The organism is Mesorhizobium sp. M0292, from assembly GCF_040321695.1.
Taxonomy (GTDB): Bacteria; Pseudomonadota; Alphaproteobacteria; order Rhizobiales; family Rhizobiaceae; genus Mesorhizobium.
Window position 1 is genome coordinate 261,274 of the sequence record NZ_JAMYSB010000003.1, and the last position, 25,350, is coordinate 286,623.

The 25,350-nt window shown below is 63.2% G+C and carries 25 protein-coding genes; 15 read left to right on the forward strand and 10 right to left on the reverse strand.

Features of this window, described 5'->3' with window-relative positions; translation table 11 throughout:
* Positions 1-52: 52 nt before the first annotated feature.
* Complete coding sequence (locus NKI96_RS06215; protein ID WP_352803348.1) at positions 53-262, reverse strand: hypothetical protein; 210 nt, start codon at positions 260-262, stop codon at positions 53-55.
* Positions 263-368: 106 nt separating this feature from the next.
* On the opposite strand from NKI96_RS06215, the gene NKI96_RS06220 reads away from it, so the two are divergent.
* The 3 genes from NKI96_RS06220 to NKI96_RS06230 all read left to right on the forward strand — a co-directional run bounded on the left by NKI96_RS06220 (position 369) and on the right by NKI96_RS06230 (position 2,992).
* Entirely contained in the window at positions 369-1,283 is a 915-nt protein-coding gene (locus NKI96_RS06220; RefSeq protein WP_352519959.1) for a LysR substrate-binding domain-containing protein, read from the forward strand.
* Between the two features lie 86 nt (positions 1,284-1,369).
* The gene (locus NKI96_RS06225) at positions 1,370-2,626 is read left to right on the forward strand and encodes an aminopeptidase (RefSeq protein ID WP_352803351.1); all 1,257 of its coding nucleotides are present in this window, start codon (positions 1,370-1,372) and stop codon (positions 2,624-2,626) included.
* 9 nt (positions 2,627-2,635) lie between these two features.
* On the forward strand, positions 2,636-2,992 hold the full coding sequence (locus NKI96_RS06230; protein WP_352803353.1) for a DUF488 domain-containing protein: 357 nt from the start codon (positions 2,636-2,638) through the stop codon (positions 2,990-2,992).
* Between the two features lie 138 nt (positions 2,993-3,130).
* Here NKI96_RS06230 and NKI96_RS06235 read toward each other — a convergent pair whose 3' ends face one another.
* The gene (locus tag NKI96_RS06235; protein ID WP_352803355.1) at positions 3,131-3,478 is read right to left on the reverse strand and encodes an ArsC family reductase; all 348 of its coding nucleotides are present in this window, start codon (positions 3,476-3,478) and stop codon (positions 3,131-3,133) included.
* A gap of 165 nt (positions 3,479-3,643) precedes the next feature.
* Here NKI96_RS06235 and NKI96_RS06240 point away from each other — a divergent pair, with 165 nt between their 5' ends.
* Positions 3,644-4,000, forward strand: a complete 357-nt coding sequence (locus NKI96_RS06240; RefSeq protein WP_352511581.1) for an ArsR/SmtB family transcription factor — start codon at positions 3,644-3,646, stop codon at positions 3,998-4,000.
* Positions 3,997-4,476: an SRPBCC family protein gene (locus tag NKI96_RS06245; RefSeq protein WP_023716130.1), complete on the forward strand. Its 480-nt coding sequence runs from the start codon at positions 3,997-3,999 to the stop codon at positions 4,474-4,476. The genes NKI96_RS06240 and NKI96_RS06245 overlap by 4 nt, the downstream gene beginning before the upstream one ends.
* A gap of 89 nt (positions 4,477-4,565) precedes the next feature.
* Here the strand turns inward: NKI96_RS06245 and NKI96_RS06250 are convergent, their stop codons facing one another.
* Positions 4,566-4,919: a SnoaL-like domain-containing protein gene (locus NKI96_RS06250; RefSeq protein ID WP_352803357.1), complete on the reverse strand. Its 354-nt coding sequence runs from the start codon at positions 4,917-4,919 to the stop codon at positions 4,566-4,568.
* Between the two features lie 186 nt (positions 4,920-5,105).
* Here NKI96_RS06250 and NKI96_RS06255 point away from each other — a divergent pair, with 186 nt between their 5' ends.
* Positions 5,106-5,810: an SOS response-associated peptidase gene (locus NKI96_RS06255; RefSeq protein WP_023684394.1), complete on the forward strand. Its 705-nt coding sequence runs from the start codon at positions 5,106-5,108 to the stop codon at positions 5,808-5,810.
* A gap of 440 nt (positions 5,811-6,250) precedes the next feature.
* Here the strand turns inward: NKI96_RS06255 and NKI96_RS06260 are convergent, their stop codons facing one another.
* The 6 genes from NKI96_RS06260 to NKI96_RS06285 all read right to left on the reverse strand — a co-directional run bounded on the left by NKI96_RS06260 (position 6,251) and on the right by NKI96_RS06285 (position 12,421).
* The gene (locus tag NKI96_RS06260; protein ID WP_023687090.1) at positions 6,251-7,336 is read right to left on the reverse strand and encodes an ABC transporter ATP-binding protein; all 1,086 of its coding nucleotides are present in this window, start codon (positions 7,334-7,336) and stop codon (positions 6,251-6,253) included.
* On the reverse strand, positions 7,326-7,928 hold the full coding sequence (locus NKI96_RS06265; RefSeq protein ID WP_352803358.1) for a helix-turn-helix domain-containing protein: 603 nt from the start codon (positions 7,926-7,928) through the stop codon (positions 7,326-7,328). The genes NKI96_RS06260 and NKI96_RS06265 overlap by 11 nt, the downstream gene beginning before the upstream one ends.
* A 281-nt stretch (positions 7,929-8,209) precedes the next feature.
* Positions 8,210-9,316 (reverse strand): ABC transporter substrate-binding protein, encoded by a 1,107-nt coding sequence (locus tag NKI96_RS06270; protein ID WP_023668506.1) that lies wholly within the window; start codon positions 9,314-9,316, stop codon positions 8,210-8,212.
* A 25-nt stretch (positions 9,317-9,341) separates the two neighbouring features.
* Positions 9,342-10,169 carry an ABC transporter permease gene (locus NKI96_RS06275; RefSeq protein WP_502900249.1) on the reverse strand — a complete coding sequence of 276 codons (828 nt, stop codon included), beginning with the start codon at positions 10,167-10,169 and terminating at the stop codon, positions 9,342-9,344.
* The gene (locus NKI96_RS06280; protein ID WP_352738482.1) at positions 10,166-11,047 is read right to left on the reverse strand and encodes an ABC transporter permease; all 882 of its coding nucleotides are present in this window, start codon (positions 11,045-11,047) and stop codon (positions 10,166-10,168) included. The genes NKI96_RS06275 and NKI96_RS06280 overlap by 4 nt, the downstream gene beginning before the upstream one ends.
* A gap of 96 nt (positions 11,048-11,143) precedes the next feature.
* On the reverse strand, positions 11,144-12,421 hold the full coding sequence (locus NKI96_RS06285) for an NAD(P)/FAD-dependent oxidoreductase (RefSeq protein ID WP_352803359.1): 1,278 nt from the start codon (positions 12,419-12,421) through the stop codon (positions 11,144-11,146).
* 170 nt (positions 12,422-12,591) lie between these two features.
* Between NKI96_RS06285 and NKI96_RS06290 the strand changes: the two genes are divergently transcribed.
* From NKI96_RS06290 to NKI96_RS06320, 7 genes are all read left to right on the forward strand, one after another.
* Entirely contained in the window at positions 12,592-13,749 is a 1,158-nt protein-coding gene (locus tag NKI96_RS06290) for a fumarylacetoacetate hydrolase family protein (RefSeq protein WP_023821002.1), read from the forward strand.
* 137 nt (positions 13,750-13,886) lie between these two features.
* A complete protein-coding gene (locus NKI96_RS06295; protein WP_050589115.1) occupies positions 13,887-15,431 on the forward strand; it encodes a sugar ABC transporter ATP-binding protein in 1,545 nt (514 codons plus the stop codon).
* Entirely contained in the window at positions 15,428-16,456 is a 1,029-nt protein-coding gene (locus tag NKI96_RS06300; RefSeq protein WP_352803362.1) for an ABC transporter permease, read from the forward strand. The genes NKI96_RS06295 and NKI96_RS06300 overlap by 4 nt, the downstream gene beginning before the upstream one ends.
* Before the next feature lie 298 nt (positions 16,457-16,754).
* The gene (locus NKI96_RS06305; RefSeq protein WP_023687083.1) at positions 16,755-17,687 is read left to right on the forward strand and encodes a substrate-binding domain-containing protein; all 933 of its coding nucleotides are present in this window, start codon (positions 16,755-16,757) and stop codon (positions 17,685-17,687) included.
* A gap of 118 nt (positions 17,688-17,805) precedes the next feature.
* The gene (locus NKI96_RS06310; protein ID WP_023668514.1) at positions 17,806-18,792 is read left to right on the forward strand and encodes an ABC transporter permease; all 987 of its coding nucleotides are present in this window, start codon (positions 17,806-17,808) and stop codon (positions 18,790-18,792) included.
* A 4-nt stretch (positions 18,793-18,796) separates the two neighbouring features.
* A complete protein-coding gene (locus tag NKI96_RS06315; protein WP_023668515.1) occupies positions 18,797-19,591 on the forward strand; it encodes an ATP-binding cassette domain-containing protein in 795 nt (264 codons plus the stop codon).
* Positions 19,592-19,727: 136 nt separating this feature from the next.
* Positions 19,728-20,750, forward strand: a complete 1,023-nt coding sequence (locus tag NKI96_RS06320; protein ID WP_023668516.1) for a LacI family DNA-binding transcriptional regulator — start codon at positions 19,728-19,730, stop codon at positions 20,748-20,750.
* 335 nt (positions 20,751-21,085) lie between these two features.
* Here NKI96_RS06320 and NKI96_RS06325 read toward each other — a convergent pair whose 3' ends face one another.
* Positions 21,086-21,667 carry a TetR/AcrR family transcriptional regulator gene (locus NKI96_RS06325; RefSeq protein WP_023668517.1) on the reverse strand — a complete coding sequence of 194 codons (582 nt, stop codon included), beginning with the start codon at positions 21,665-21,667 and terminating at the stop codon, positions 21,086-21,088.
* 234 nt (positions 21,668-21,901) lie between these two features.
* Between NKI96_RS06325 and NKI96_RS06330 the strand changes: the two genes are divergently transcribed.
* Positions 21,902-22,162: a hypothetical protein gene (locus tag NKI96_RS06330; RefSeq protein ID WP_023692134.1), complete on the forward strand. Its 261-nt coding sequence runs from the start codon at positions 21,902-21,904 to the stop codon at positions 22,160-22,162.
* On the forward strand, positions 22,156-25,344 hold the full coding sequence (locus tag NKI96_RS06335; protein ID WP_023687080.1) for an efflux RND transporter permease subunit: 3,189 nt from the start codon (positions 22,156-22,158) through the stop codon (positions 25,342-25,344). The genes NKI96_RS06330 and NKI96_RS06335 overlap by 7 nt, the downstream gene beginning before the upstream one ends.
* The last annotated feature ends 6 nt before the right edge of the window (positions 25,345-25,350 follow it).

A 25,350-nucleotide genomic window follows, 5' to 3' on the forward strand; every position in this document is an offset into this window, starting at 1 on the left:
AACAATCCGCTTTGTGTTGGGCCAGTAGGCTCGCGACTAATGTCTAAGAATCTCAACCACAGCCGATTGCGCCGGTCTCGTAGGCGGTGCGGCGCGCCGTCAGCCGGAACGGCATGTCGCCAAGCTCGCGCTCAGACATGGTGTCGAACACCGGATGCGACACGGGATCGATCACCCAATTGACGGCGTCGCCGTCATGGCGCGGGCCTTGCCGCGCGCCAACAGCCGCAAAGATCTTGAGCAATGATAAGATCGTCACCATCCTTGCCTCCTCGGCCCACTCGCCGGTCTGACTGTCCCGCTAAAATCTGCGCTATTCCGCCGTCTTTCAATTGAGATTTGGGCCGCCCCGGTTTAGAAAAACTGGAATGGCTATGCTGAACCGCGTCCATCTCAACGGCTTGCGCGCCGTCGAAACCGTCGCCCGCCTCGGCTCGCTGGCGGCCGCTGCCGGCGAGCTCAACGTCTCCGTCAGCGCCGTCAGCCAGCAGATCAACCGCACCGAAAAGCAGCTTGGACAGGCGCTGTTCGAACGAACGGCGAGCGGGCTGGTGCTGACCGAGTTCGGCACGGTTTTTTCCGCCCGGCTGGGCGCCGGTTTTCGCGAGCTGGCGCAGGCGGTGGCGCTGGCCGACGAGGCAAGCCAATGCACGCTGGTGGTTTCGGTGGCGCCGGCCTTCGCCTCGAAATGGCTGCTGCCGCGATTGTCGCGGCATTTTGACCGCCATCCCAACGTGCTGCTGCGCATCGACGCCTCGGTGCGGCTGGCCGATCTCGAGCGCTCCGACATCGACATCGCCATCCGGCTTGGCGATGGCAAATGGCCGGGCGGCCGGGCGGAACTTTTGTTGACGCAGGAAGTCTTTCCGGTCTGCGCGCCGGTGATCGCCAAAAAGCTGAAGTCGATCGAAGACCTGGCGCAGACCTGCGCCATCACCGACGAACGGGCGATGATCAACTGGGAGAGCTGGTTCAAGGCTGCCGGGGCCGAGCCGGTCAGCTTCCGCAAGGGCGCGCGCTTCACCGACCCGATGCTGTGCCTGGAATCGGCAATCGCCGGCCATGGCGTCATGCTCGGCTGGCAATTGCTGGCCGCCGACGCGCTGGCCGACGGCCGCCTCGTCGCGCCTTTCGGCGTGCGGGCGCAGAGCGGCCTCGGCTACTGGCTGGTAACCTCGGCGACCAAGACCGAAAGCCGCAAGGTGCGCGATTTCAAGATCTGGATCCGCGAGGAAATCGCGGCGACCGTGGCGCAGTTCAGCGCGCTGGAAAGCGCTGCCTAGGGCTGTCCGTCGCGACAGTGCTGGAAAGCACAGCCGCGCCGATCTATGTTGGAAGCTTCACCCCCAAGACCAAGACAGGCAGGATCATGACCACACATTCGCGCGGCGTTTCCGCAACGATCGACCCGGTGAAGCTCGACAGGCTGGCGGAAGTCGCCATCAAGGTCGGGCTGCAATTGCAGCCGGGGCAGGATCTGGTGCTGACCTCGTCGATCGCAGCCCTGCCGCTGACCAGGCGCATCGTCGAGCACGCTTACAAGGCGGGCGCCGGGCTGGTAACGCCGATCTTCAACGATGACGAGATCACGCTGGCGCGCTTCCGCTACGGGGCGGATGCCGGCTTCGACCGCGCCGCCGGCTGGATGTATGAAGGCATGGCGAAGGCCTTTTCCAACAATGCGGCCCGGCTTGCCGTGCGCGGCGAGGACCCGTCGCTGTTGTCGGCGCAGGACCCGGCGAAAGTGGCGCGCGCCAACAAGGCGAACTCGATGGCCTACCAGCCGGCGCTGGAAAAGATCACCGGCTTCGACATCAACTGGAACATCGTCGCCTACCCGGATCTCGCCTGGGCCAAGCAGGTCTTCCCCGGCGATGCCGACGATGTCGCCGTGGTCAAGCTTGCCGATGCGATCTTTTCGGCATCACGGATCGATGTGGAAGACCCGATCGCAAACTGGACGGCGCACAATGCAGCGCTGCGCGGCCGCACAAAGTGGCTGAACGAGCACAATTTCCATGATCTGCATTTCAGCGGCCCGGGCACCGACCTGACCGTCGGGCTGGCCGATGGCCATGAATGGATGGGCGGCGCCTCGACCGCCAAGAACGGCGTCACCTGCAATCCGAACATCCCGACCGAGGAGGTCTTCACCACGCCGCATGCACGGCGCGTCTCCGGCCATGTATCCTCGACCAAGCCGCTGTCCTACCAAGGCACGCTGATCGACGATATCTCGGTGCGTTTCGAAGAGGGCAGGATCGTCGAAGCCAAGGCTTCGAAGGGCGAGGACGTGCTGAAGAAAGTGCTCGACACCGACGAGGGTTCGCGCCGGCTCGGCGAGGTGGCGCTGGTGCCGCATTCCTCGCCGATCTCGGCCAGCGGCCTGCTGTTCTTCAACACGCTGTTCGACGAGAACGCCGCCTGCCACATCGCGCTCGGGCAGTGCTATTCAAAATGCTTCGTCGACGGCGCCTCGCTCAGCCAGGACGAAATCGCCCAGCGCGGCGGCAACAAGAGTTTTATCCACATCGACTGGATGATCGGCTCGGACAAGATCGACATAGACGGCGTGCATAAGGATGGCCGCCGCGTGCCGGTGATGCGCAAGGGCGAGTGGGCGTAAAGGGGGCGGATGGCCTTCGACCTGACGGTCAAGCGAATTTACGAAGCACCCGCGCCCGATGACGGGCAGCGGGTGCTGGTCGATCGCATCTGGCCGCGCGGCATCAGCAAGGAGGATGCCGCGCTGACGCTGTGGCTGAAGGAGATCGCGCCGAGCGATGAATTGCGGAGGTGGTTCGGACATGAGCCGGCGCGATGGGCGGAGTTTCAGGTGCGGTATTCGGTCGAGCTGGATGGGAATAGAGAAGCGGTGGCGAAACTGCGTGGCCTGCTCGGCAAGGCCAAGGTGACGCTGCTTTATGGCGCGCATGACGAGGCGCATAACAATGCGGTGGCGTTGGCGGGGTATTTGCGCTGGCCGGGTTGAGAGACAGCGAACCGCTGCATACGCCGCAAGCGAAAGCCTTCACAATTAGCGATCGCCCTCCACGCGTTCGTCATCCTCGGGTCTGCGCTGCGTCGCTTCGCTCCTTGCTACGCCATAGGCTGACGAGGCAAGGCTACGCTACTTCACCACCCCTTCATAAGCCTCCGGCTTGAACCCCACCAAAATCTCATCCCCGACCTCGAGCACCGGGCGCTTGATCATCGTCGGGTTGGCCAGCATCAGCTTCCTGGCCTTCTTCTCGTCGAGCCCTTGCTTGTGCTTGTCGGGCAGTTCGCGGAAGGTCGTGCTGCCCTTGTTGAGCAGCTTTTCCCAGCCAACCTTGCCGACCCACCCGTCCAGTCTGCCCGCCTCTATCCCCTCGGCCCGGTAGTCGTGAAAGCGGTAGGGCACAGCATGGCCCTCCAGCCAGGTGCGCGCCTTCCTGATCGTGTCGCAGGTGGTGATGCCGTACATGGTGATCGTCAAAACGCGCTTCCCTTGACTGACAGTCGAATCCTCAGACAGCCTAAAACCGCCCTCCCCGCTTTGCCAGCTTCCCAATCGCTAGCGGCGCTTTTTTAGAGGTTGCCAATACTAAGGAAATTTCCTAAGTACCTGCCCGCACCGCGTCGACAGACCTCAGGATCGCCCATGCCAAGCCTCCTCGCCCCAACTACAAGTCTCCCGCAGATCGACGGCATCTTCCGCGCGCTGGCTGACCCGACGCGGCGGCGCGTGGTCGAGCGGCTGAACCGCAGTCCCGCCTCGGTCAGCGAGTTGGCGCAGCCTTTCGAGATGGCGCTGCCTTCCTTCATCGAGCATCTGAAAGTGCTGGAAGGCTGCGGTCTGGTGCGATCGGAAAAAATCGGCCGCACCAGGACCTATCAGCTGGCGCCCGAACCGCTGCAGCTCGCCGAAAACTGGCTGGCCGAACAGCGCACGCTGTGGGAGCGCCGACTCGATCAATTCGACGCCTATGTGATGAGCCTCAAGGAGCAAGAAAAGTGAGCTATCCCTTCAAGCCCGACCCCAGACTGGACCTGACTCTGGAGCGCAAGCTCGACGCGCCGCGCGAACTCTTGTGGAGCGCGATGACGGTGCCGGAGCATGTCAAGCAATGGTTCACGCCCAAGCCCTGGCTGATCACCGATTGCGAGATCGACCTTCGTCCGGGCGGACTGTTCCGGACGCGCATGCAATCGCCCGACGGCAAGGAGGTCAACGACCGCCATTGCTGCTATCTCGAGATCGTGCCGAACGAGCGGCTGGTGTGGACCGATGCGCTGCTGCCGGGCTATCGGCCCTCGGGCGAGCCCTTCATCACCGCAGTCATTTCGCTTCAGTCGGACGACAAGGGCACGCGCTACACGGCAACGGCCATCCATCGCGACCAGGCTACCCGCAACAATCATGAAGAGATGGGGTTCTTCGACGGCTGGGGCACGGTGGCCGATCAGTTGGCGCAGTATGTGAAGACCATTTGAGCTTTTCCCACTGCGGCCAGGACTTTGTCCCGGCCGCCTGGTTTTTGGGTCGTGCAGCGAAGCGCGCCGGAACCCGACGGCACCCGGGCTCAGTAGTAGAAGCGCTCTTCTGTGATCTTGCCGTTCTTGACCGTGTACAGGCCAACCTCGTCCATGGTGACCCGTTCGCCGGTGGCCTTGGGCGTTATGTCGAACTTGAAGCGCACCGCGAACTGGTCGCCGTTGACATAGGGGCCTTCGACAGAGCCGCCATGGACTTCGTGGTTCTCTTGCCACCATTCGCCCTTTTGCCTGAGAGCCTCCTTGCCACGGGCGATGGCCATCGGCCCCTCCATGGCTTCGAGGCTGACGATATCATCGGCATTGTGCTTTTCACCAGCACCCAGGTGATCCCCCTGCTGGAGCATTTCAGTGAAATCCTTGGCAACATCCGCGATGGTCATGTGTGTTCCTCCTGTTCAGACTGGTTTGAAGTAGGGAAGCGCTTGCCGGCCCGCCACCTTTACCCGCACGACAGCTGACAAGGTGTGTCAGGACGATGATATAGCGCGGCTATGTGACGACGATTGCGGCGGCGTCGGACAGCGACTTCGGTTGCAGACAAAAGCCAATTCCGCAATGCTGGGTGCATGTGCAACCTCTACAACATCACGACGACGCAAGAGGCGGTCCGCCAATGGACCCGCACATTGCGCGATATCAGCGGCAACCTCGAACCTTCGCTTGATGTCTATCCCAATCAACCTGGGCTTGTCGTTCGCAACAGGACGGATGGGGAGCGTGAACTGGCGAAACTGCTTTGGGGTTTGCCAACGCCGCCCGAGCGCATGAAAGGTAAGGCCGACTACGGCACCACCAACGTTCGCAATCCGCAATATTCGCACTGGCAGCAATATGTGGGCGTCGAGCACAGATGTGTCGTGCCGGTGACCAGCTTTGCCGAGCCCAGCCCTGCGGCGAACGATAAAGACCCGGAAACAGGAATCCAGCGAAATTACTGGTTTGCCCGTGGCGAGAGCCGGCCGCTGTTCTTCTTCGCTGGTTTCTGGACGTCTTGGCAGGGCGTGCGAAAGGTCAAGGACGGTCCCGGCGACTTCGAGCTATACGCCTTCATGACCACCAAGCCTAATGCTCTCATTGCGCCGATACATGAGAAGGCTATGCCCGTGATCCTCACCACGCCGGAGGAAACCGAGGCTTGGCTGACGGCGCCATGGTCGGAAGCACGGCGTTTGCAGCGGACGGCGCCCAACGACGCGTTGGTGATCGTTGAGAAGCCAGCCACACAGATCAAGTTCCCACCACAGGCCCCGGCCCAAGGGTCTCTGTTTTAGCCCGAAATCGGCTCTCCTCAATCGTCGTCTCGCCAGATTACCCGGCGAACCATGCGGATTTCGACAAGACGTCTGACGCGAATTTTAAGGCGTTCAGCAGCGCTTGGCAGAATGATGCCTGCATCGAGCTCACGACCTTTGCAGCGCTCGCACCGCATGTGCCGCTCCACATCCCAAAAGGGGATATCACCAACCAGCTTTGCGAGATCGCCAGGCAGATAGTGTCGAGTGATGTTGCAGTTCCGACATCGAACACGAATTAGCTGCCCGACTTCATGCGCCAAGCAGAGGGTTTGCACATTTCGGCGCGGTCGGGTGCTTAGTTCGGGCATCCCGCAAAGTAGGAATATGTTCCTTTGCGAGTCAATTCACACTTAATTCCACCTTGGCGATCTTCACAGCAGGTTAAATCCAACCGTCGATGAAGGGATTGGGTTGGATCAGCTTGGCAGCATAGGGCAGTTGGCACCACGGCGCAGGCTAATATGCGCCACGTCGCCGACGCTGAATTGAAAGCCCTCGGCCTGGCGCGGCGCATCGATCACCACCGGCAATCCCTGCCCCAGCTCAGCATGCAGCCGCAGCGTGCGGCCGTGGAAGACGATGGAGTTGACGCGCGCCGGCGCGGTGCCGGCGGCGGCATCGGTGGTGGCCAGCAAGTCCTCGGGGCGAACGCCGATGGTGCGCTCAGTGCCTTCGCCGGGTGTGTCGCCGGTTTCAGATGTTGCTTCCAGCGAAAGCCCGCCAGCGGCGAAGCGCAGGCGGTCGCCGTCGCGGCCGATGAAGCGCGATTGCAAGAGGTTCATGGTGCCGATGAAGCTTGCGACGAATTTCGTCGCCGGCCGGTCGTAAAGCGTAGCCGGCGGCGCGATCTGCTCGATGCGGCCCTTGTTCATGACGACGATGCGGTCGGAGATCGATAGCGCTTCGGTCTGGTCGTGGGTGACCATGACGAAGGTGGTGCCGAGCCGCGACTGCAGCCGCTTCAGTTCGACCTGCATCTGTTCGCGCAGATGCGCATCGAGCGCCGACAGCGGTTCATCGAGCAACAGAACGCGCGGCTCGCAGACTATGGCTCGGGCGAGCGCGACGCGCTGGCGCTGGCCACCCGACAGTTCGGAAACGCGGGCGCCGAGCTTGTCGGCGAGGCCGACCATGTCGAGGGCTTCGCGGACGCGCTTTGCCTGCTCGGCGCCGGACAGTTTGCGCAGCGACAGGCCGAAGCCGACATTCTCGGCGACGTTCATATGCGGGAACAGCGCATAATCCTGGAACACGGTGTTGACGGGACGGTCGAACGGCCTGAGCGCGGTGATGTCGCGACCATCGAGCAGCACCTTGCCGCTCGACGGGCTCTCGAAACCGGCAATGACGCGCAGGCTGGTGGTCTTGCCGCAGCCCGAGGGCCCGAGCAGGGTGATGAACTCGCCGCTGATAATGTCGAGATCGACGGCGTCGAGCCCGACAATGCCGCCGGGGAAAACCTTCGAGACCGTGTCCAGGCGTACCAGCGCATCAGGCGCCATCGCGAACCTCGGACGGCTTGGTGGTGTTGACCCAGAGGATCTGGCAAGGCTCGGTGCCGGGATTGCGGAAGGCGTGCAGAAGCGTGCTCTTGAAGGCAAAGGAGTCGCCGCTCTTCAGCACGTATTTTGTCGAGTCCACCACCAGTTCGACCTCGCCCGACAGGACATAGCCGAACTCGTGACCGATATGCGCATAGGCTTCCGCCGTGCCGCCATCGGCTTCCACGGTCACCAAGAGGCCGGTCAGAGTCGCGCCCGGCGGCGACAGCAGCGCCTTGGCGATGCCTTCCGACTTGACCGGGAGCTGCCGCCTTTTGTCGGCGCGCACGCAATAGAGATCGTTGGCGGCTTCGTTGCCGTCGGTGATCAGCGCCGAAGGCTCGATGTCGAGCGCGGCCGCAAGCGGCCAGATCACCTTGACGCGCAGCGAAGACAGGCCGCGCTCGATCTGGCTCAGCGCACCGATGGAGACGCCGGCTTTTGCTGCCAGCTCGGCCAACGACAAATTGCGCTCCAGCCGCAGCGCCCGCACGCGCCGGCCGACGCGGATGTCGGCGTCGGCCTTTGGTTTCGCTTCGTCAAGCATGTCCATCAGTTGGTCCTTGTTGCAGTCTTTGGCGCGGCGGCAAGACCCGCGGGCTTCAGGAGATTAGTCACAATTACCTGCCGTCGGCGCTGCCCCTCATTGTCCTGCCGGACATTTCTCCCCGTATAGTGACGGGGAGAAAGCGGCTGGTCGCAAACTCGGCGCCATTTCTGCAACGTTTGCGATTTGCGAAATCGCTGGTGACAGCGCCCCTCTCCCCGTCACTATACGGGGAGAGGATGCCGGCAGGCAGGTGAGGGGCAGCGCAACCGTCGGCGATGGATCCCTCAGCCGCCCGCCTTCACTTTCTCGAACATCTTCGCCACATCGTCGTTCTGCTTCATCGGGCCGGTGAAGATGGTGGTCTTCAGCATCACCTCCGGGTCCGCCGGCAATTGCAGCTTGTCCAGTTCGTCCTTCGCCACGCCGGCGAAGGCGGTGCTCAGCGAGCTGCCATAGCCGTAGGCCTGGATCAGGTACTTACCCGAGTCGGCGTCGAGCCGGCTGTTGATGAAGTCATAGGCGAGGTCGACGTTTTTGGCGTCCTTGAGCATGACGAAGCCGCAGGCCCAGGTCAGCATGCCCTCCTTCGGCTTCATGAACTCGACCGGCACGCCCTGCTTCTTCAGCGAGGTTGCCGACGCGTTCCAGGTCATGGCGGCGACCAGCTGGCCGCTGGCCAGCGCCTGTTCGACCGAGGTCATGTCGGTGGTGTAGTTGGAGAGCAGCGGACGCTGCTCGCGCAATTTTTCCGCCACCTTGTCCATCTGCTCCGGCGTCATATCGAAGGGGTTTACGCCGGCCAGAAGTGCTGCAACGATCGGCGTGTCATGCACGGCATCGATGGTCGCCATGCGGCCGGCATATTGCTTGTCCCACAGAAGGTTCCAGCTCGCTTCCGGGTTCTTCACCAGATCGGTGCGGTAGAGGATCGAGGTGTTGCCCCAATCCCACGGCACCATCCAGACCTTGCCGTCGCCGGCCTGGATGTCGGGCAGGTTCTTGAACACCGGGAAGATCGAATCCCAGTTCTTGATGCGCTTGGTATCGATCGGCTGCAGCAGGCCTTCCTTGTTCCAGCGCGCCACCTTGTCGTAGCAGGGATGGGCGATATCGGGGCGGAAGCCGGCCTTGACCTTGGTGAAGGCATCGTCGTCGTCGCCGAAGATCGAGGCCTCGACGCCATCGGGATGGGCCGTCAGGAAGCTCTTGTTGAAGTCTGGCAGTTCATAGCCGGACCAAGTGAAATATTGCAGCTTGTCGGCGGCGAAGGCGACAGTCGACGACAGGACGATTGCAAGCGCGGCAAGCCCGGTGCGGGCTGTCTTTGCAGTGATCGATTTCGGGCCAGTGATCGATTTCAGCCCAGTAATTGATTTCGGGTCGAATGCCATTTCGGTTCTCCTCTTTTGTTATGGTTCAGGCTGGACTGGTGGGCGCCGTCCGACGGGCTGTGCTCAGCCCGCGATGGCGCAGGATTTCGGCGATGCCGGCGATGATGACTGACACAGCAAGGATAGCTGTCCCCAGCGCCATCACGGTCGGCAGCGAGCGAGGAAAACGCAGTTGGCTCCAGATGTAGAGCGGCAGCGTCGGCTCGGTGCCGGCGAGGAAGAAGACGACGATGAACTCGTCGAAGGAAATCAGAAAGGCCAGCATGAAGGCCGAGACGATGGCCGGCAGCGAGAGCGGCAACATCACCCGCCGGAAGGTCGTCCAGTCGGAAGCGCCGAGATCGAGTGCGGCCTCGCGAATGGTTTTCGGAAATGCGGCAAACCGGCTGCGCATGATCACCACGGTGGTCGGCAGCGCCACCAGTATGTGGCCGAGAACGATGGCGATGCGCGACGGGCCGAGGCCGATGAGATTGACGAGGATCAGCAACGATATGCCGACGATGACGCCGGGGATCAGGATCGGCAGCCTGGAGATGGCGCTGATGGTGGCGGCGAGCGGCGAACGACCGTAGAGGTCCATATAGGAGACGGTGATGCCGCAGAGCGTGGCGCCGGCGGCGGCCACGACGCCAATGACGAGACTGTTCAAAAGCGCGCCGGACAGCGCCGGATTGCCATAGAGCGTGGCATACCATTCGAGCGTGAAGCCCTGCAGCGGAAACGCGGCCTGGATGGAGTTGTTGAAGGAAAACAGCGGGATCAACAGCACCGGCAGATAGAGGAAGACGAGATAGGCAAGCACATAGACGCCGAGCCAGCCGCGGCCATCATCTCTCCGCGCGGCGCTCATGTGCGGCTGCCGAATCTGCGGTCGGCGCCGCGTGCGACCAGCACCACGCAGAGGATGACCAGCATCACGCAGACTGAAAGTGCCGCCCCGAACGGCCAGTCATTGGCCTTGCCGAACTGCGACTGGATCAATGTGCCGATCATGGTGCTGGCGGGACCGCCGACCATGGCCGGGGTGACATAGTCGCCGACCGTCGGCACAAAGACGACGAGGGCGGCCGCCAGAACGCCCGGCATCGAATTGGGCAAGACGACGCGGCGAAACGCCGTGAACGGTCTGGCGCCGAGATCGGAGGCGGCTTCGAGCAGTGATTTCGGGATGGTGTCCAGCGCCACATAGATCGGCAGGATGGCGAAGGGCGCATAGGCATGCGCCAGCGTGACGACCACCGCCGCCGGCGTGTTGAGGAAGGCCAGCGTCGGCTCCGACCAGATGCCGCTTTCGATCAGCGCCGAGTTCAAGACGCCGTTGTAGGCGAGCACGATCTTCCAGGCGAAGACGCGCAGGAGATAGCTGGTCCAGAACGGCAGGGTCACCAGAAACAAAAGCAGGCTGCGGCGGCGGCCGGCATAGAAAGCGAGATAGTAGGCGACGGGATAGGCGGTGACGACGGTCGCCAGCGTCACCAGGCCGGCGATCACCAGCGAGCGCAGCGTCACCGTCCAGTAGAGCGGATCGGAGACCACGGTGATGAAGTTGCCTGCCGTGAAGCCGGCGCCGAGCAGCGAACCGTCATTGCCGCGAAGTGAGAGGAAGAGCACAAGGCCAAGGGCAAACAGGATCAGGAACAAGGTGACCAGCCCGCCCGGCAGCAACATGGCGAAGCGGAAGCCTCGGGACGACCCTGCCGGCGCTTCTGTTGCAACGATGCTCGACATCGGACTGCTCAACGGAAATATGAAATCGGCTTAGCTTTTTTCATATTTGTGAAACTGTCAAGCTGAATCCACGAGGCCTAGGCGACCGGCACCCAATCAGCGCTCGAAGGCGTCGAGCATCCGGTACCAGGCGATGGTCGCGGCGACGCCGACCTGGCGGAAGGCGTGGAACGGGATCGGCCGGACCGGCGACAGCGGGAACGGCAATTGATTGACATCGCCGCCCGCGAGGTAGCCCGCCATGCGTTTTCCCAGCGCGGTCATCAGGCCGACGCCCCTGCCCTGGCAACCAACCACGGCGAGCAGGCCCTTTTCCGGCTCATGGATGTGCGGCAGGTGATCCGGTGTCATCGCCACGCGGCCGAACCAGCGCTTCTCGATGACGACATCGGAGAGCGCCGGATAGAGCCGCACCAGCGCGCGCTGCAGATGCGCCCAGTCGGCCTCGCTCCTCGGCCGCGCCATGCGGCCGCGGCCGCCAAGCACCAGATGGCCGTCGGCTGTTTTGCGGTAGTAGACGAGAATGCGCCTGGAGTCGGACACCGCCTGCCCTTCCGGCAGGATCGTCGCCGCAAGGTTGGATGACAGCGGCGCGGTCGCGACCTGGAAGGAATGCAGCGGCACGATCGTTTCCGCGAGGCCCGGAAGCAGTCCATCGGTATAGGCGTTCGTCGCCAGGACAACCGCTTTCGCCCGCACCTCGGCGCCGCTTTCGGTTGAGACACGCCAAAGGCCGGCCTCCTTGCGGAGTTTCACCACCTTCTGCCGCTCGGCAATGCTGGCGCCGGCGGCGGCGGCGATGCGCGCCAGTTCCACTGTATAGGCGAGCGGATCGATGATGCCGGCGCGGCGGTCGAGCCAGCCGCCGAGATAGCCTTGCGCTCCGGTCATATCGGCGATCTCGCTTTCATTCAGAAGCCGGACATCGGCGCCACGCGCCCGCCATTGACGATCCCTGTTCGCCGCCGCTTTCAATGCGGTTTCGGTATGTGCGGCCTGGATCCAGCCCTTGCGGGTGAACGGCACCGCCAGCTTCTCGTCACGAATGAAGTCGAACACCGTATCCGCCGTCGAGGCGGCGAAATCGACCAGCGCCTGGCCACGCTCGGGGCCGAAATGCTCAAGCAGCCATTCGGGATCGTATTTCAGGCCGGGAATGACCTGACCGCCATTGAGGCCCGAGGCGCCCTGGCCGATCTCGCCGGCCTCCAGCACCTGTACACCGAGACCGAGCCGGGCCGCGTGCAAGGCGGTCGACAGGCCCATGAAGCCGCCGCCGACGATTGCAACGTCGACCGGCGCAGTGACGAGCGACTGGAAGGCGGATGCGGTCTGCGGCTTCTGCCAGATCGGAACGGAAAACGGTACGGGCAAGGCTTCACCTGGAGTATGCGGAAAAATGAAAATTCTAGTACCAGTTTCATTTTTTTGAAAGAGCGGGCCTCAGAACCGACAATTGCCTGCCACGGGATAGACCTTTGGCGTGAATCCGGTGAAAGTGCCGCGGCCCAGCTGCCATCCCGATCATCAAAGGACCGTAAGCCATGACGAACCCAACGCAGCTTCCCGCCGACGGGCTCTTCATCGGCCGAGCCAGGGCAAGCGATGCCTCGCATCCGCTGGTGGTCACCGTGCGCGACGGCATCGTTTTCGACATCACCTCGACCACCGCACCCACAGTGCGCGACATCTGCGAGATGGCCGATCCGGCCGGACACGTGCGCTCTGCCAAGGGCGAACCGATCGGCTCGCTCGACGCGATCGCCGCCAACAGTTTTCAGGCCACCCGCGACCCGGCAAAACCCTATCTGGTCTCGCCTGTCGACCTGCAGGCGGTGAAGGCGTCGGGCGTGACCTTCGTGGTCAGCCTGCTCGAACGCGTCATCGAGGAGCAGGCGCGCGGTTCGGCGGAAAAGGCCGACGCCATCCGCGCCGACATTGCCGGGCTGATCGGCCACGATCTGTCGAAGCTGAAGCCCGGCTCGCCTGAGGCGATGGAGATCAAGGCCAAGCTCATCCAGCGCGGCGCCTGGTCGCAATATCTGGAAGTCGGCATCGGCCCCGACGCCGAGATCTTTACCAAATGCCAGCCGATGGCGTCCGTCGGCTTCGGTGCCGATGTCGGGCTGCATCCTGTCTCCACCTGGAACAACCCCGAGCCGGAGATCGCCATGATCGCCGCCAGCACCGGCAGGATCGTCGGCGCCACCATCGGCAACGACGTCAATCTGCGCGACGTCGAGGGACGCTCGGCGCTGCTGCTCGGCAAGGCCAAGGACAACAATGCCTCGGCCTCGCTTGGGCCCTTCATCCGGTTGTTCGACGCAAGCTTTTCCATCGACGATGTCAAGCGCGCCACTGTGCGGCTGAAGGTCGAGGGCGAGGACGGGTTTTCGCTGGAGGGCGCGAGCTCGATGGCCGAGATCAGCCGTTCGCCCGAAGAGCTGGTCGCGGCCGCCATGGGGCCGCACCACCAGTATCCCGACGGCTTGGCGCTTTATCTCGGCACCATGTTCGTGCCGTCGAAGGATCGCGGCGAGAAGGGCAAGGGATTCACCCACAAGATCGGCGACATCGTCACCATCTCGTCGGAGAAATTCGGCGCGCTGGTGAACCGCGTGCTTCTGTCGCCCGATTGCCCGCACTGGACCTACGGCGCCAGCCATCTCATGCGGGACCTCGCCAAGGCCGACCTGATCTGATTTCGGAGCAGCGGGACGAACGGATAGCCGATAAACGTTCGTATCCGGTCCCTGTAAGCCGTTTGTTAGCGGAATCCGGGTGACTGTATCGGAAATTCGCTCCAGGATCGGGGCGCGGTCTGTGGGGGCCGAATCGCATGCTCGGTTTGCCGATGATATCGGTGCGCAATCTCGCCATGCGTTATGGCGGCGTTGTCGCGCTCAGGGATATGAACCTGTCTGTCGGACAGGGGACCATCCATGCTGTCGTCGGTGAAAGCGGCGCCGGAAAGTCGACGCTGGTGAAGGTGCTTGCCGGCGTGCTCCGGCCCAACAGCGGCACCATCCGCGTCGGCGACCAGATCGTCACCGTCGACAGCCCGATCGCTGCACGCAAGCACAGCTTCGGCGTCGTCCACCAGGGGCTCGGCCTGTTTGCCGACCGCTCGGTGCTGGCCAATCTGTTCGTCAATCGCGAGCCGTTGCGCAATGGCTTCGTCTCCAGGCGCGAGATGGAGGCACGCAGCCGCACCTTGCTTCGGCAACTCAAGCTCGACGTCGATGTCCACGCTCCTGTGGGACAACTCGGCATGGGCGAACGGCAATATGTCGAACTCGGCCGCGCAATTCTGGAAGGCCCGAGGCTGCTGATCCTCGATGAACCGAATTCTGCGCTCGACCGGCGCCAGACCGAGCACCTGTTCACCGTACTAAGTGACCTCAAGGCCAAGGGCACGAGCGTGCTCTATGTCTCGCACCGGCTGGAGGATGTGTTTGCGATCGCAGACCAGGTCACCGTGATGCGCAACGGCCGTGACGTGCTGACAAGTGGGCGCTCGGCGTTGAGCGAAGCCGATGTGATCGACGCCATGATCGGCCAGCAGCGCGGCAGCCTGTTCCCGCCTGCACTGCCGGCCAATGCCAGCACGATAAAGCCGCGGATCACGGTGGAGGGTCTGAGCGGCGGCCGGATTTCCGGCGTCAGCTTCACCGCCCGCTCCGGCGAGATCCTCGGCTTGGCCGGGCTTGAGGGGTCAGGCGTTGAACACCTGTTCGAGATGCTGTTTGGCCTGCGCAAGGCGCAAAGCGGCAGGGTGCGGCTCCCCGACGGCTACGGCTTGCCTGGAAATCCGACCGAAGCGGCGCGGCGCGGCATCGGCCTGGTGCCGGCCAACCGCCTGTGCAACGGCCTGATGCCCGACCGGTCGCTGGCCTTCAACATAGACAACATCGCTACCGGCGCCCGCAACTGGGGGTCGCGCCGCTACTCGCCCAAGGCCGCGATCGCCGCCGCCGCAAGGCACATCGATGCGCTGCGCATCAAGGGCCTGCCGGACGCGCCGGTGAATTCGCTGCTGGCCGGCGATCAGCAGAAGATCGTAGTCGCCAAATGGCTGGAGACGGCGCCGCAAGTGCTGCTCCTAGACAATCCGGCTGGCGGTATCGAGGCGGCTGCCAAGCGCAAGATCTATGCGCTGATCCGGCAGATGGCAGCCAATGGCTGTATCGTTTTGCTGCGTTCGGTCGAGCCGTCCGAACTGACCAACCTCAGCAACCGCGTCCTTGTCTTCCACCGCGGCCGGGTCGCCGGCGAGCTGTCCGGCGCCGAGATGAAGCGAAGGACAGTGCTGCAACTGACCACCACCGGCGAGATGCCGGAGGCGGAGCGGCCGAAAAAGAAACTCGTGGGAGCCATGGCATGACACGATTGGATCCCATGCTACAGCTTGCCGGTTCGGCTGCCCACCCGAAGCGCAGCCTTCGCCTGCCCGTCGAACTCAGGCCGCTCATCGGGCTCGTTGTCCTGGTGGCGATTACAGGCTTTGCCCGGCCGGATTTCCTCGATGAGGCCAATGTGCTGTCGTTGCTGGAAACCGCTGCGTATCCCGGCATGCTGGCGATCGGCATGGTGTTCGTGCTCGCACTCCGCGAGATCGACCTTTCCGTCGGCTGGATATTCCATCTCGCGGCCCTTCTCACCGCATTCCTTCTGGCCACCGGCATCGACCCGTGGCTTGCCGCCCTTGCCGGCGTGCTGCTCGGCGCCGGGCTCGGCCTCGTCAACGGCCTGCTGGTGGTGGCGCTGCGACTGCCGGCCATCGTCGTTACGCTGGGCACCTTTGCAATGTTCCGGGGCCTGGCGGCGGTGGCCGTCAAGATGCAAGCGACAGCTCCGGCCAGCCCAGGCGGCGACTTCTTTGAGATCGTTCACGGCAAGCTGTTCGGCCTTGTGCCGACGGCTGTCTTTGTCTTCGTCGCAATGGCGGTGGTGATGCACCTCGTGCTTCACCGCAGCCGCTTCGGCTACCGGATCCAGGCCGTCGGCAGCAATCCGCAGGCGGCGCTCTATGCCGGCATCCCGACAGGTGCTGTGCGGCTGCAGACGCTGGTGCTGATGGGCGTCGTCTCGGGGCTGGCGGGCGCGCTGTGGCTTGGCTCTCCCGTTACCGACGTCGACCAAGGCGGCGGTTTCGTGCTGATGGCGATTGCCGCGGCGATCATCGGCGGCACCTCGCTTTCCGGCGGGCGCGGCACCGTCTTCGGTGCGGTGATCGGCATGCTGATCGTCCAGGTCATCTTGAGCGGCGTTACCCTGTTCGGCATCGACGCCGCATGGAGCCCCTTCGTGATCGGCGCGGTGATGGTGCTGGCGCTCGCGCTCGACCGGCTGGCCAAGGTGCTGCGCAACCGCCAGGCCGAGCGCTTTCAGGAAAATCCGCGCGCCTGAGTTTGAGCCCCGCCTGCTTGCCGGGGAATATCTCTATCTCTTGGTTTGACGCAATTCCGGGCGGAAAACCGTTTTCACACTTTTCCTGGAATTGCTCTCTAACTGATGCGATCTGATGGGATCGCTGATGGCGCGTTGCATCGCGCCACCATCCATTGAGCGGATGGAGGCTTGCCATCGGCCGCAAAAGAAGATGCTCTGCGCATCCGGGTCGGCGCTGGCAGGAGGAGAGGATCAAGGGCATCGCCCGGATCATCGCCGGACGTGGAGGTCGTTTTTCAACATGGGAGGAAAGCAAATGCTGACGAGGCTACGATTACTCGTGCTTGGCTTGATTGTGGCGCTGGCCGTTCCGGCGGCGGCACAGGCCAAGACGTTCTACTGGATTTCGCATGGCGGCCCGGCCGACCCGGTCTGGACCTACTTCCTGGCCGGCGCCAAGCAATGGGCGAAGGACACCGGCAACACCGTCAACACCTCGTTCCACAATGGCGACGTTGCCTCGCAGCAGGAGGCCGTGCGCGCCGCGATCTCGGCCAAGGCCGACGGCATCGTCACCACCAGCCCCGATCCGGGCAGCCTGATCGAAATCGCCAAGGAAGCCAACACGGCCAAGATCCCGATCATCAACTTCAACACGCCCGATCCCAAGGCAAGCTTCGACGCCTATGTCGGCGGCGACAACGTCACCTTCGGCAAGCACTGGGCGCAATATCTGGTCGACAAGGGCCTGGTGAAGAAGGGCGACTTCGTCTGGATGCCGGTCGAAATCCCCGGCGCCACCTACGGCGTCCAGGAAGAGGAAGGCATCAAGAGCGTCTTCGAACCGCTGGGGATCACCTATGAGATCACCGAAGCGACCCTCGACCAGGCCGAAGCCATCAACCGCATGGTCGACTATCTCACCGCCAACAAGGCCAAGGTCAAGGCAATCATCGGCCTCGGCGATCTGGTCACCGGCTCGATCAAGCGGGTGTTCGACCAGGCCGGCATCAAGCCGGGCGAAATCCCGGTCGTCGGCTGGGGCAACTCGCTCGACACCACCCAGGAAGTGCTGACCGGCTACGTCAATGCCGGCCAGTGGCAGGACCCGCAGGCGACCAGCTATGTCGCTCTGTCGCTGGCCAACATGGCGGCGTCAGGCATTCCCCCGGGCTTCAACGTCATCACCGGCGCGCTCTATGAAAAGGACACCGCGCAGGTCTACGACGACATCCTGTCCGGTAAATAACCCAGACCTTCAACAGTCGCGGCCGCAGCCGCGGTCGCGACTGTCTTTTTCCTTTTTCGCCGAACCCTTCGCACGACGTGCGAGGTTTCAGCCTTTCCCTTCCTGTCGCGGGTTATCAGTGGAAAACCGTTCGCTCATCCAACGCCTGATCGCGAGGCCGGAATTCGGGCCCTTCGTTCTGCTCATCGTCGAAATCGCGGTGTTCTGGAGCATCAACCACGATTTCCTGTCGCCGCAGAACATCTCCAACACGCTGGCCTTCACCGTCGAGCTCGGGCTGATCGCGCTGGCGATGACGCTGTTGATGACGTCGGGTGAATTCGACCTGTCGGTCGGCTCGCTGTTCGGCTTTTCGCCGGTGCTGATGTGGACGCTGTTCAACAGCGGTCTGACCTCGCTGGAGGTCGGCTTCCTCGCCGCGCTGCTGATCGCCGCCTTCATCGGCCTGGTCAATGGCTGGTTCGTCACGCAGTTGAAAATCCCATCCTTCCTGGTGACGCTCGGCATGCTGCTGGTGGTGCGCGGCACCGCGCTGTTCGTCACCGACGGCTTTCCGCAGCGGACGTGGAGCGCCGAGGGCAGCTGGCTGGCCGAAGCGCTGGTCGGTGATTTCTTCATCGGCCCGTTCCGCATCTACATGTCGCTCTTCTGGTTCATCGCGGCGGCCATCGCACTGGGCTACGTGCTGACGCAAAGCCGGACCGGCAACTGGATCCAGGCAGCCGGCGGCAATCCAGGCGCCGCAAGGGCGCGCGGCGTCAACGTCAGCGGCGTCAAGATCGGCCTGTTCGTGCTGTCGTCGGTGATGGCTTCGCTTGCCGGCGTCATCTCGTCGCTGCGCACGTCGGCCGCCAACCCCAACAGCGGCACCGGCTACGAGCTCGAAGTCATCGCCATGGTGGTGATCGGCGGCACGGCGCTGACCGGTGGGCGCGGCACCATCATCGGCACCGTGCTCGGCATCCTCATCCTGCGCGTCATGCGCAACGGCATCGTGCTGATCGGCGTGCCCGGGCTGGCCTACAACATCTTCATCGGCGCCATCATCCTCGGCATGATGGCGCTGCACTCATGGCTGGAACGCCGGCATCAGGCAGGGACCTAGAACCATGGCTGAACCGCTCATCCGCATGTCCAACATCAAAAAGTCCTACGGGCGCGTGCAGGCGCTCGAAGACGCCAATTTTCATGTCAACGAAAGGGAGATCGTCGGCCTGCTCGGCGACAATGGCGCCGGCAAATCGACGCTGATCAAGGTGTTGTCGGGGGCGGTGCCGCTGACCAGCGGCGACATTTTCATCCGCGGCAAGAAGGTCAATCTGCGCAGCACCAGCGACGCCATCGCGCACGGCATCGAGACGATCTACCAGGATTCGGCACTGGTGACGCAGCTGTCGATCGCGCGCAACCTGTTCCTCGGCCGCGAGCCGATCAAACCGCCGCGCTTTTTGAACCGCATGGACCAGGAGGCGATGAACAATGTCGCGCGCGACCTGCTGAAACAGGTCGGCATCTCCAAGAACATCCCGCCGACGACGCCGATCGGCTCCCTGTCCGGCGGCGAGCGGCAGGCCGTCGCCATCGCGCGCGCCATGCACTTCGACAGCGACCTGATCATCCTCGACGAGCCGACCAACAATCTCGGCGTCGCCGAGACGCAAGGCGTGCTGAGCTTCGTGCGCAACGCGCGCGATTCCGGGCATTCCTGCATCTTCATCGCCCACAACATCCACCATGTCTTCCAGGTGGTTGACCGCATCGTCGTCATGCGCCGGGGCAAGGTGGTGGCCGACGACATCGACCCGAAGAAGACCAGCGTGGCCGAGGTCGAACGCATCATCACCGGGATGTCGGACAAGGAGATCCGCGACGCCATCATCGAAGGCGGGCCATCGCACGGCTGAACCGTCTTCGCGCCGTCTGGCACGGAAACGCATCCGCTCTAACTCGTTGTAGAGCATGACCTTTTGACAAAACGGTTCCCGTTTGTCCGAGAAAACCGGTTCCCACTTTTCGGGATCATGCTCTATGACTACAGCCATGAAAGCCACCGTTGCCGACATAGCCAGGAGCTGCGGCCTGTCGACCGCGACCGTCGACCGGGTTCTGAACAACCGGGCCGGCGCGAGCGCCGCCAACCGCCAACGGGTGATGGAGGCGGCCAAGCAGCTCGGCTATTTGCCGGTGGTCGATCAGGTGACGCTGCCGTCGCGGCCGGCGCATCTTGAATTCTTCCTGCCGATCGGCGCCAACGGTTTCATGATCGACCTCGCCGGGCACATCGAGGACTATGCGGGGCGCCTGCCGCTGGTCGCCTCGTGCCGGATCCACAATCTCGGCGGCATCTCGCCGGCAGCGCTGCAGGCGGCGGTTGAAAATCTGTCGCTGAAGGCCAATGGCGTCGGCGTCATTGCCGTCGATCATCCGCGAACGCGCAACATATTGCGCGATGTGGTCGAGGCAGGCATCCGCCTTGTCACGCTGGTCTCCGACGTTCCAGCCGCCCCGCGTTCGGCCTATGTCGGCATCGACAACCGGGTTGCCGGACGCACGGCGGCGCTGTTGATGGGGCGCTTCCTCAATGGCCGCCAGGGTCATCTGGCGATGGTCGTCGGCTCGCGTTCCTATCGCGGGCACGAGGAGCGCGAGATGGGCTTTCGGTCGGTGCTGACAGAGGAATTCCCCAATCTCACGGTCTCGAGTGCGGTCGAGATCAATGACGAACCGGAGGGCAGCTACACCGCAACGATGCAGGCGCTGCACAACGAGCCGGAACTGCTCGGCATCTACTGCGTCGGCGCCGGGCGCTCAGGTGTGGCGAGAGCGCTGCTTGAGGCCAAGCCAAAGAAGAAGCCGGTCTTCATCTGCCACGACCTGACCAAGGAAACGCGCGGCTATCTCGTTGACGACCTCGCCGATGTCGTCATCGACCAGAATGCGCGGCTGATCGCGGAGCAATCTGTGATCCGCCTGCTCGGCTCGATCGCGTCCGCCGCGCCCTACCTGACGAAGAAGTTCATCGAGCCACGGCTGATCTTCAAGGAAAACGTGCCGGTGCAGTGATTTCGCGCCGTGGCGGTTTTTCCGATTTGTATGACAAGTCGGGCAGATGCCGCAAATCTGCACAGCAGCCATGCAACTTTCATTCTTGCCGAATCATTGGGCAACCCGTACTCATCTGGGTGTCGGCCATCTACTCCTCCCAGATGCGATGCCGACGCTGAGCGCGGTGCACCTCCTCCCGCATCTCGCTCGAAATCGAGCCCGCTGCCACCTCCTCCCGGCAGCGGGCTTTTTTCATTCTCAAATGAATCTAAATTAGAGTTGACTGGCAAGTTCGGAGAATAGCCAAAAGCCACCCCGCCGGATGGGGACTCCTCAACTCCGAAAGCTGGAATTCAGCGCGCCCTGAAAGAGCTGATCAGGCCTTCAGCCATGCGCACGAACTGCGTGCTGGGGCCTTGGCAGCCCATGGTCTGCACGCTGACGCGCGCCCCTTCGAACAGCAGCGACAGCGTATCGGCCAGAAGCTCGGCCTGACCGATGCCCGCATCCCGGCACAGCGCAACGAGGCGATCGCGCTGAGCGCTCTTGAGCTCCTTGATCACGCTCCTGGCGGGATGGTCCGGCTCGGTCAATTCGGCGGCGGCATTGGCCATGTCGCAGCCGCGACCGTCAGCCGCCAGGCAAGCAGCGGCCATGCGAATCCAGGCATGCAACTGAGCGAGCTTGTCGCCGGGATGCTCAGCCTCGAATTGGTCCCACATCGCGGCGCCTTTAGCCGCCGACGCGCGCAGGCATTGGACGATCAGTTCGTCCTTGGACTCAAAATGACGGTAGAGCGTCATCTTGTTGGTGCCGGCGGCTTCCGTGATGGCGTCGACACCGACGCCCTTGATGCCATGCTTGTGAAACATGTCCTGCGCCGTCTCCAGGATTCGGTCCCGGGGGCGCACGCGATCGGTAATGCCGTCTGCCATCGCAGTCTCCCTAAAAATTCGGTTCACCTCTTGACTAGGGTGTTACCGGTCTGTAACTATCCGAATGTTACTTACTGGTAACACCTATGTGGCCTTCCGTCAATAACAAGGCCGTGAACTGGTCCTGCCAGATCACAAAGGGTGAAAATTGCAGGTCATGCGGCTCCGGCCGGTGAAGAGATGAAAACCGGTTCGCGATCGTCCGATGCGGGCCGCTGGAATGGAGACGCTCCAATGTCGCAGCGCAAGGATTTGACCATCGATGAAGCCATCCGGGATCCGATGATCCGGCTGGTGATGAAAGCGGACCGCGTCAATCCGCGCGCCTTCGAAGCGATGCTGAGGACCGTTGCCGATGAGCAGGGCCTCAGCGGCGCGGCGCCGTCTTCGTATTTTTTGCAAGACCCGGGTTCGGTGCGCGGCCGGCGGCTGTCCCGGTCTGCCAATTCTTTTAAAGAGGCCGGTTCTTCTAAAGAGGTTTGCGTGTCGTGGTAAATTTTTTCATCCATCGTCCGATCTTCGCCTCGGCCATCGCCATCATCATGGTGCTCGCCGGGACGATTTGTTATTTCCTTTTGCCGGTTTCGCAGTTTCCCGACATCACGCCGCCGCAGGTCGTGGTCAGCGCGCATTATCCGGGCGCCAGCGCGCAAGTGGTCGCCGATACGGTGACGACGCCGCTGGAGCAGCAGATCAACGGCGTCGAAGGCATGACCTACATGTCGTCGTCGAGCTCCAATGACGGCTCCTCGACCATCACCATCACCTTCGATGTCGGCTATTCCTTGAGCACCGCGGCCGTCGACGTCCAGAACCGCGTCTCGCAAGCGGCCTCCTCGCTGCCGGCGATCGTCAACCAGGGCGGCGTGACGATCAAGAAGCAGAACCCAAATTTCGTCCTCATCGTCAACCTGACCTCGCCCGACAGTTCGGTCGATCCGGTGGCGCTGAGCAACCTCGCCTATCTGCAGGTCGTCGATCCGCTGAAGCGGCTGCCTGGCGTCGGCGACGTCCAGATATTCGGCGAGCGCCGCTACTCGATGCGCGTCTGGCTCGACCCGGACAAGCTCGCCAATCTTGGCATCACCGCCGTCGACGTCCAGAATGCCATCTCGGAACAGAACGTCCAGGTGGCCGCCGGCAAGATCGGCCAGTCGCCGGCGCCCGCCGGCACCGCCTTCGAGATGCAGGTCAACGCCGTCGGCCGCCTGAGCGACCCCAAGGAGTTCGGCGACATCGTCGTGCGCGCCAACACCGGCACCGGCTCGCTGGTGCGGCTCCGCGACGTCGCCCGCATCGAGCTCGGCGCGCTGCAATATTCGTCGTCGGCCTTCTTCGGCAAGGACCCGACGGTGGTGCTCGCCGTCTACCAGATGCCGGGTTCCAACGCGCTCGATCTGCAGCAGCACGTCAAGGACAAGATGCAGGAACTGTCGGCCCGTTTTCCCAAGGGCGTCAGCTACGCCATGCACTACGACACCACGCGCTTCGTGTCGGCATCGATGCATGACGTGCTGATCACGCTTGGCGAAGCGCTGGTGCTGGTCGTGGCCGTGGTGTTCATCTTCCTGCAGAGCTGGCGCACGACGATCATCCCGACCATCGCCATTCCGGTGTCGCTGGTGGCGACGATGGTGGTCATGGAAATGATGGGCTTCTCGCTCAACATGCTCTCCCTGCTCGGCATGGTGCTGGCCATCGGCCTCGTCGTCGACGACGCCATCGTGGTGGTCGAGAATGTCGAGCGACAATTGGAGGCGGGCCTCAAACCGCTGGCGGCGACCAAGGCCGCGATGGCCGAGGTCACCGGACCGATCATCGCCACCACCGCGGTGCTGATGGCCGTCTTCGTGCCCGTCGCCTTCATTCCCGGCGTCTCCGGCAAGCTCTACAATCAGTTCGCGCTGACGGTGGCGATTTCGGTCGGCATATCCGCCTTCAACTCGCTGACGCTCAGCCCGGCGCTGAGTGCCGCCTTCCTGCGCCATCGCGGGGAGACGCAGTTCGCCCCGTTCCGCTGGTTCAACACGGGTTTCGATAGGCTGTCGCATGCCTATGCCCATGGCGTACGCATCCTCATCCGGCTGCGCTGGATCATGCTCGGTCTGTTCGCGGCCGGCCTGGTCGCCACCTACTTCGTCTGGCAGAAGCTGCCCTCGACCTTCCTTCCGGTCGAGGACCAGGGTTACTTCTTCGTCGTCATCCAGCTGCCTGACGGCGCCTCGCTGGAACGCACTGACGCGGTGGCCCAGAAGGCGCGCGACATCCTCCAAGCTACGCCCGGCGTCGAGATTGTCGGCTCGATCAGCGGCCTGAACTTCCTGACCAGTGCCGCGCAGTCGAACTCGGCTGTCGAGTTCGCCATCCTGAAGCCGTGGGAAGAGCGCGGCCCCGACCAGAGCGCGTCGAAGCTCGTCGCCGACGTGCGCGGCAAGCTGATGCAGATTCCGGAAGCCTTCGCGCTGTCCTTCGATCCGCCTTCGATCCCGGGTATCGGCACCACGGGCGGCTTCGAATTCGTCGTCGAGGATCTCACCGGGCGCGGCAGTTCAGCCCTCAACGACGCGACGCAAGCCGTGATCGCCGAGGCGCGCAAGCAGCCGGAAATCAATCCGCAGCAGCTGTTCTCGCCGTTCTCGACCTCGACGCCGCAGTTCAACTACGACCTCGACCGCAGCAAGGCCAAACTGCTCGGCCTCAACCTGCCCGACGTCTTCAACACGCTGCAGATCTATCTCGGCTCGCTCTACGTCAACGACTTCAACCTGTTCGGCCGCACCTTCCGGGTGACCATCCAGGCCGACAAGGATGCACGTGCCGACGCAGGCGACCTTTCGCGGCTCTATGTGCGCAACGCCTCCGGCGGCATGGTGCCGCTGAGCACACTGGGCAAACTGGTGCCGTTCGTCGGCCCGGAAACCGTGCCGCACTACAACAACAACGCCTCGGCCACGATCAATGGCGGCGCAGCCCCCGGCTTCTCGTCGGGCCAGGCGGTTGCCGCGATGGAACGGGCCGCCGCCACCGCTTTGCCCAGGGATTTCGGTTTCGAATGGACCGGCATCACCTTCCAGGAGCTCAAGGCAGGATCGATAGCGTCGGTCGTCTTCGGCCTCGCCATCGTCTTCGTCTTCCTGATCCTGGCGATGCAGTATGAGAGCTGGGCGATGCCGTTCATGGTGCTGCTGGCGGTGCCACTGGCCCTGTTCGGCGCCTTCGCAGCCCTGTTCTTGCGCGGCATGCAGATCGACGTCTACTCGCAGATCGGCTTCGTCATGCTGATCGGCCTCGCCGCCAAGAACGCGATCCTGATCGTCGAGTTTGCAAGGCGGCGGCGCGAGGAGGGACTGAGCATTGTCGACGCGGCAATGGAAGCCGCGCGGCTGAGGCTGCGGCCGATCCTGATGACGGCCTTCGCCTTCATCCTCGGCGTGCTGCCGCTGATGTTTGCGACGGGTGCGGGTGCGGCAAGCCGGCAGTCGATCGGCACCACCGTGTTTGGCGGCATGGTCGCGGCGACCATCCTGTCGCTGGTGTTCGTGCCAGTCTTCTACGCGGTCATCGAACAGCTGCGCGAAGGCCGCGTGCGCAGCGAACCGAACGCTGCTCATGACCAGGACAATAATGAACCGACTGCCGAACCAGCGCCGATGCGCCTGGCCGAAGCAGCCGAATAGAATTGG

What these genes read in the sequence shown, in the direction of transcription:
- NKI96_RS06215 (WP_352803348.1), bottom strand. Translation starts at nt 262, where the DNA reads ATGGTGACGATCTTATCATTGCTCAAGATCTTTGCGGCTGTTGGCGCG.
- NKI96_RS06220 (WP_352519959.1), top strand. Translation starts at nt 369, where the DNA reads ATGGCTATGCTGAACCGCGTCCATCTCAACGGCTTGCGCGCCGTCGAA.
- NKI96_RS06225 (WP_352803351.1), top strand. Translation starts at nt 1,370, where the DNA reads ATGACCACACATTCGCGCGGCGTTTCCGCAACGATCGACCCGGTGAAG.
- NKI96_RS06230 (WP_352803353.1), top strand. Translation starts at nt 2,636, where the DNA reads ATGGCCTTCGACCTGACGGTCAAGCGAATTTACGAAGCACCCGCGCCC.
- NKI96_RS06240 (WP_352511581.1), top strand. Translation starts at nt 3,644, where the DNA reads ATGCCAAGCCTCCTCGCCCCAACTACAAGTCTCCCGCAGATCGACGGC.
- NKI96_RS06250 (WP_352803357.1), bottom strand. Translation starts at nt 4,919, where the DNA reads ATGACCATCGCGGATGTTGCCAAGGATTTCACTGAAATGCTCCAGCAG.
- NKI96_RS06255 (WP_023684394.1), top strand. Translation starts at nt 5,106, where the DNA reads ATGTGCAACCTCTACAACATCACGACGACGCAAGAGGCGGTCCGCCAA.
- NKI96_RS06260 (WP_023687090.1), bottom strand. Translation starts at nt 7,336, where the DNA reads ATGGCGCCTGATGCGCTGGTACGCCTGGACACGGTCTCGAAGGTTTTC.
- NKI96_RS06265 (WP_352803358.1), bottom strand. Translation starts at nt 7,928, where the DNA reads ATGGACATGCTTGACGAAGCGAAACCAAAGGCCGACGCCGACATCCGC.
- NKI96_RS06270 (WP_023668506.1), bottom strand. Translation starts at nt 9,316, where the DNA reads ATGGCATTCGACCCGAAATCAATTACTGGGCTGAAATCGATCACTGGC.
- NKI96_RS06275 (WP_502900249.1), bottom strand. Translation starts at nt 10,169, where the DNA reads ATGAGCGCCGCGCGGAGAGATGATGGCCGCGGCTGGCTCGGCGTCTAT.
- NKI96_RS06280 (WP_352738482.1), bottom strand. Translation starts at nt 11,047, where the DNA reads ATGTCGAGCATCGTTGCAACAGAAGCGCCGGCAGGGTCGTCCCGAGGC.
- NKI96_RS06290 (WP_023821002.1), top strand. Translation starts at nt 12,592, where the DNA reads ATGACGAACCCAACGCAGCTTCCCGCCGACGGGCTCTTCATCGGCCGA.
- NKI96_RS06295 (WP_050589115.1), top strand. Translation starts at nt 13,887, where the DNA reads ATGCTCGGTTTGCCGATGATATCGGTGCGCAATCTCGCCATGCGTTAT.
- NKI96_RS06300 (WP_352803362.1), top strand. Translation starts at nt 15,428, where the DNA reads ATGACACGATTGGATCCCATGCTACAGCTTGCCGGTTCGGCTGCCCAC.
- NKI96_RS06305 (WP_023687083.1), top strand. Translation starts at nt 16,755, where the DNA reads ATGCTGACGAGGCTACGATTACTCGTGCTTGGCTTGATTGTGGCGCTG.
- NKI96_RS06315 (WP_023668515.1), top strand. Translation starts at nt 18,797, where the DNA reads ATGGCTGAACCGCTCATCCGCATGTCCAACATCAAAAAGTCCTACGGG.
- NKI96_RS06320 (WP_023668516.1), top strand. Translation starts at nt 19,728, where the DNA reads ATGAAAGCCACCGTTGCCGACATAGCCAGGAGCTGCGGCCTGTCGACC.
- NKI96_RS06325 (WP_023668517.1), bottom strand. Translation starts at nt 21,667, where the DNA reads ATGGCAGACGGCATTACCGATCGCGTGCGCCCCCGGGACCGAATCCTG.
- NKI96_RS06330 (WP_023692134.1), top strand. Translation starts at nt 21,902, where the DNA reads ATGTCGCAGCGCAAGGATTTGACCATCGATGAAGCCATCCGGGATCCG.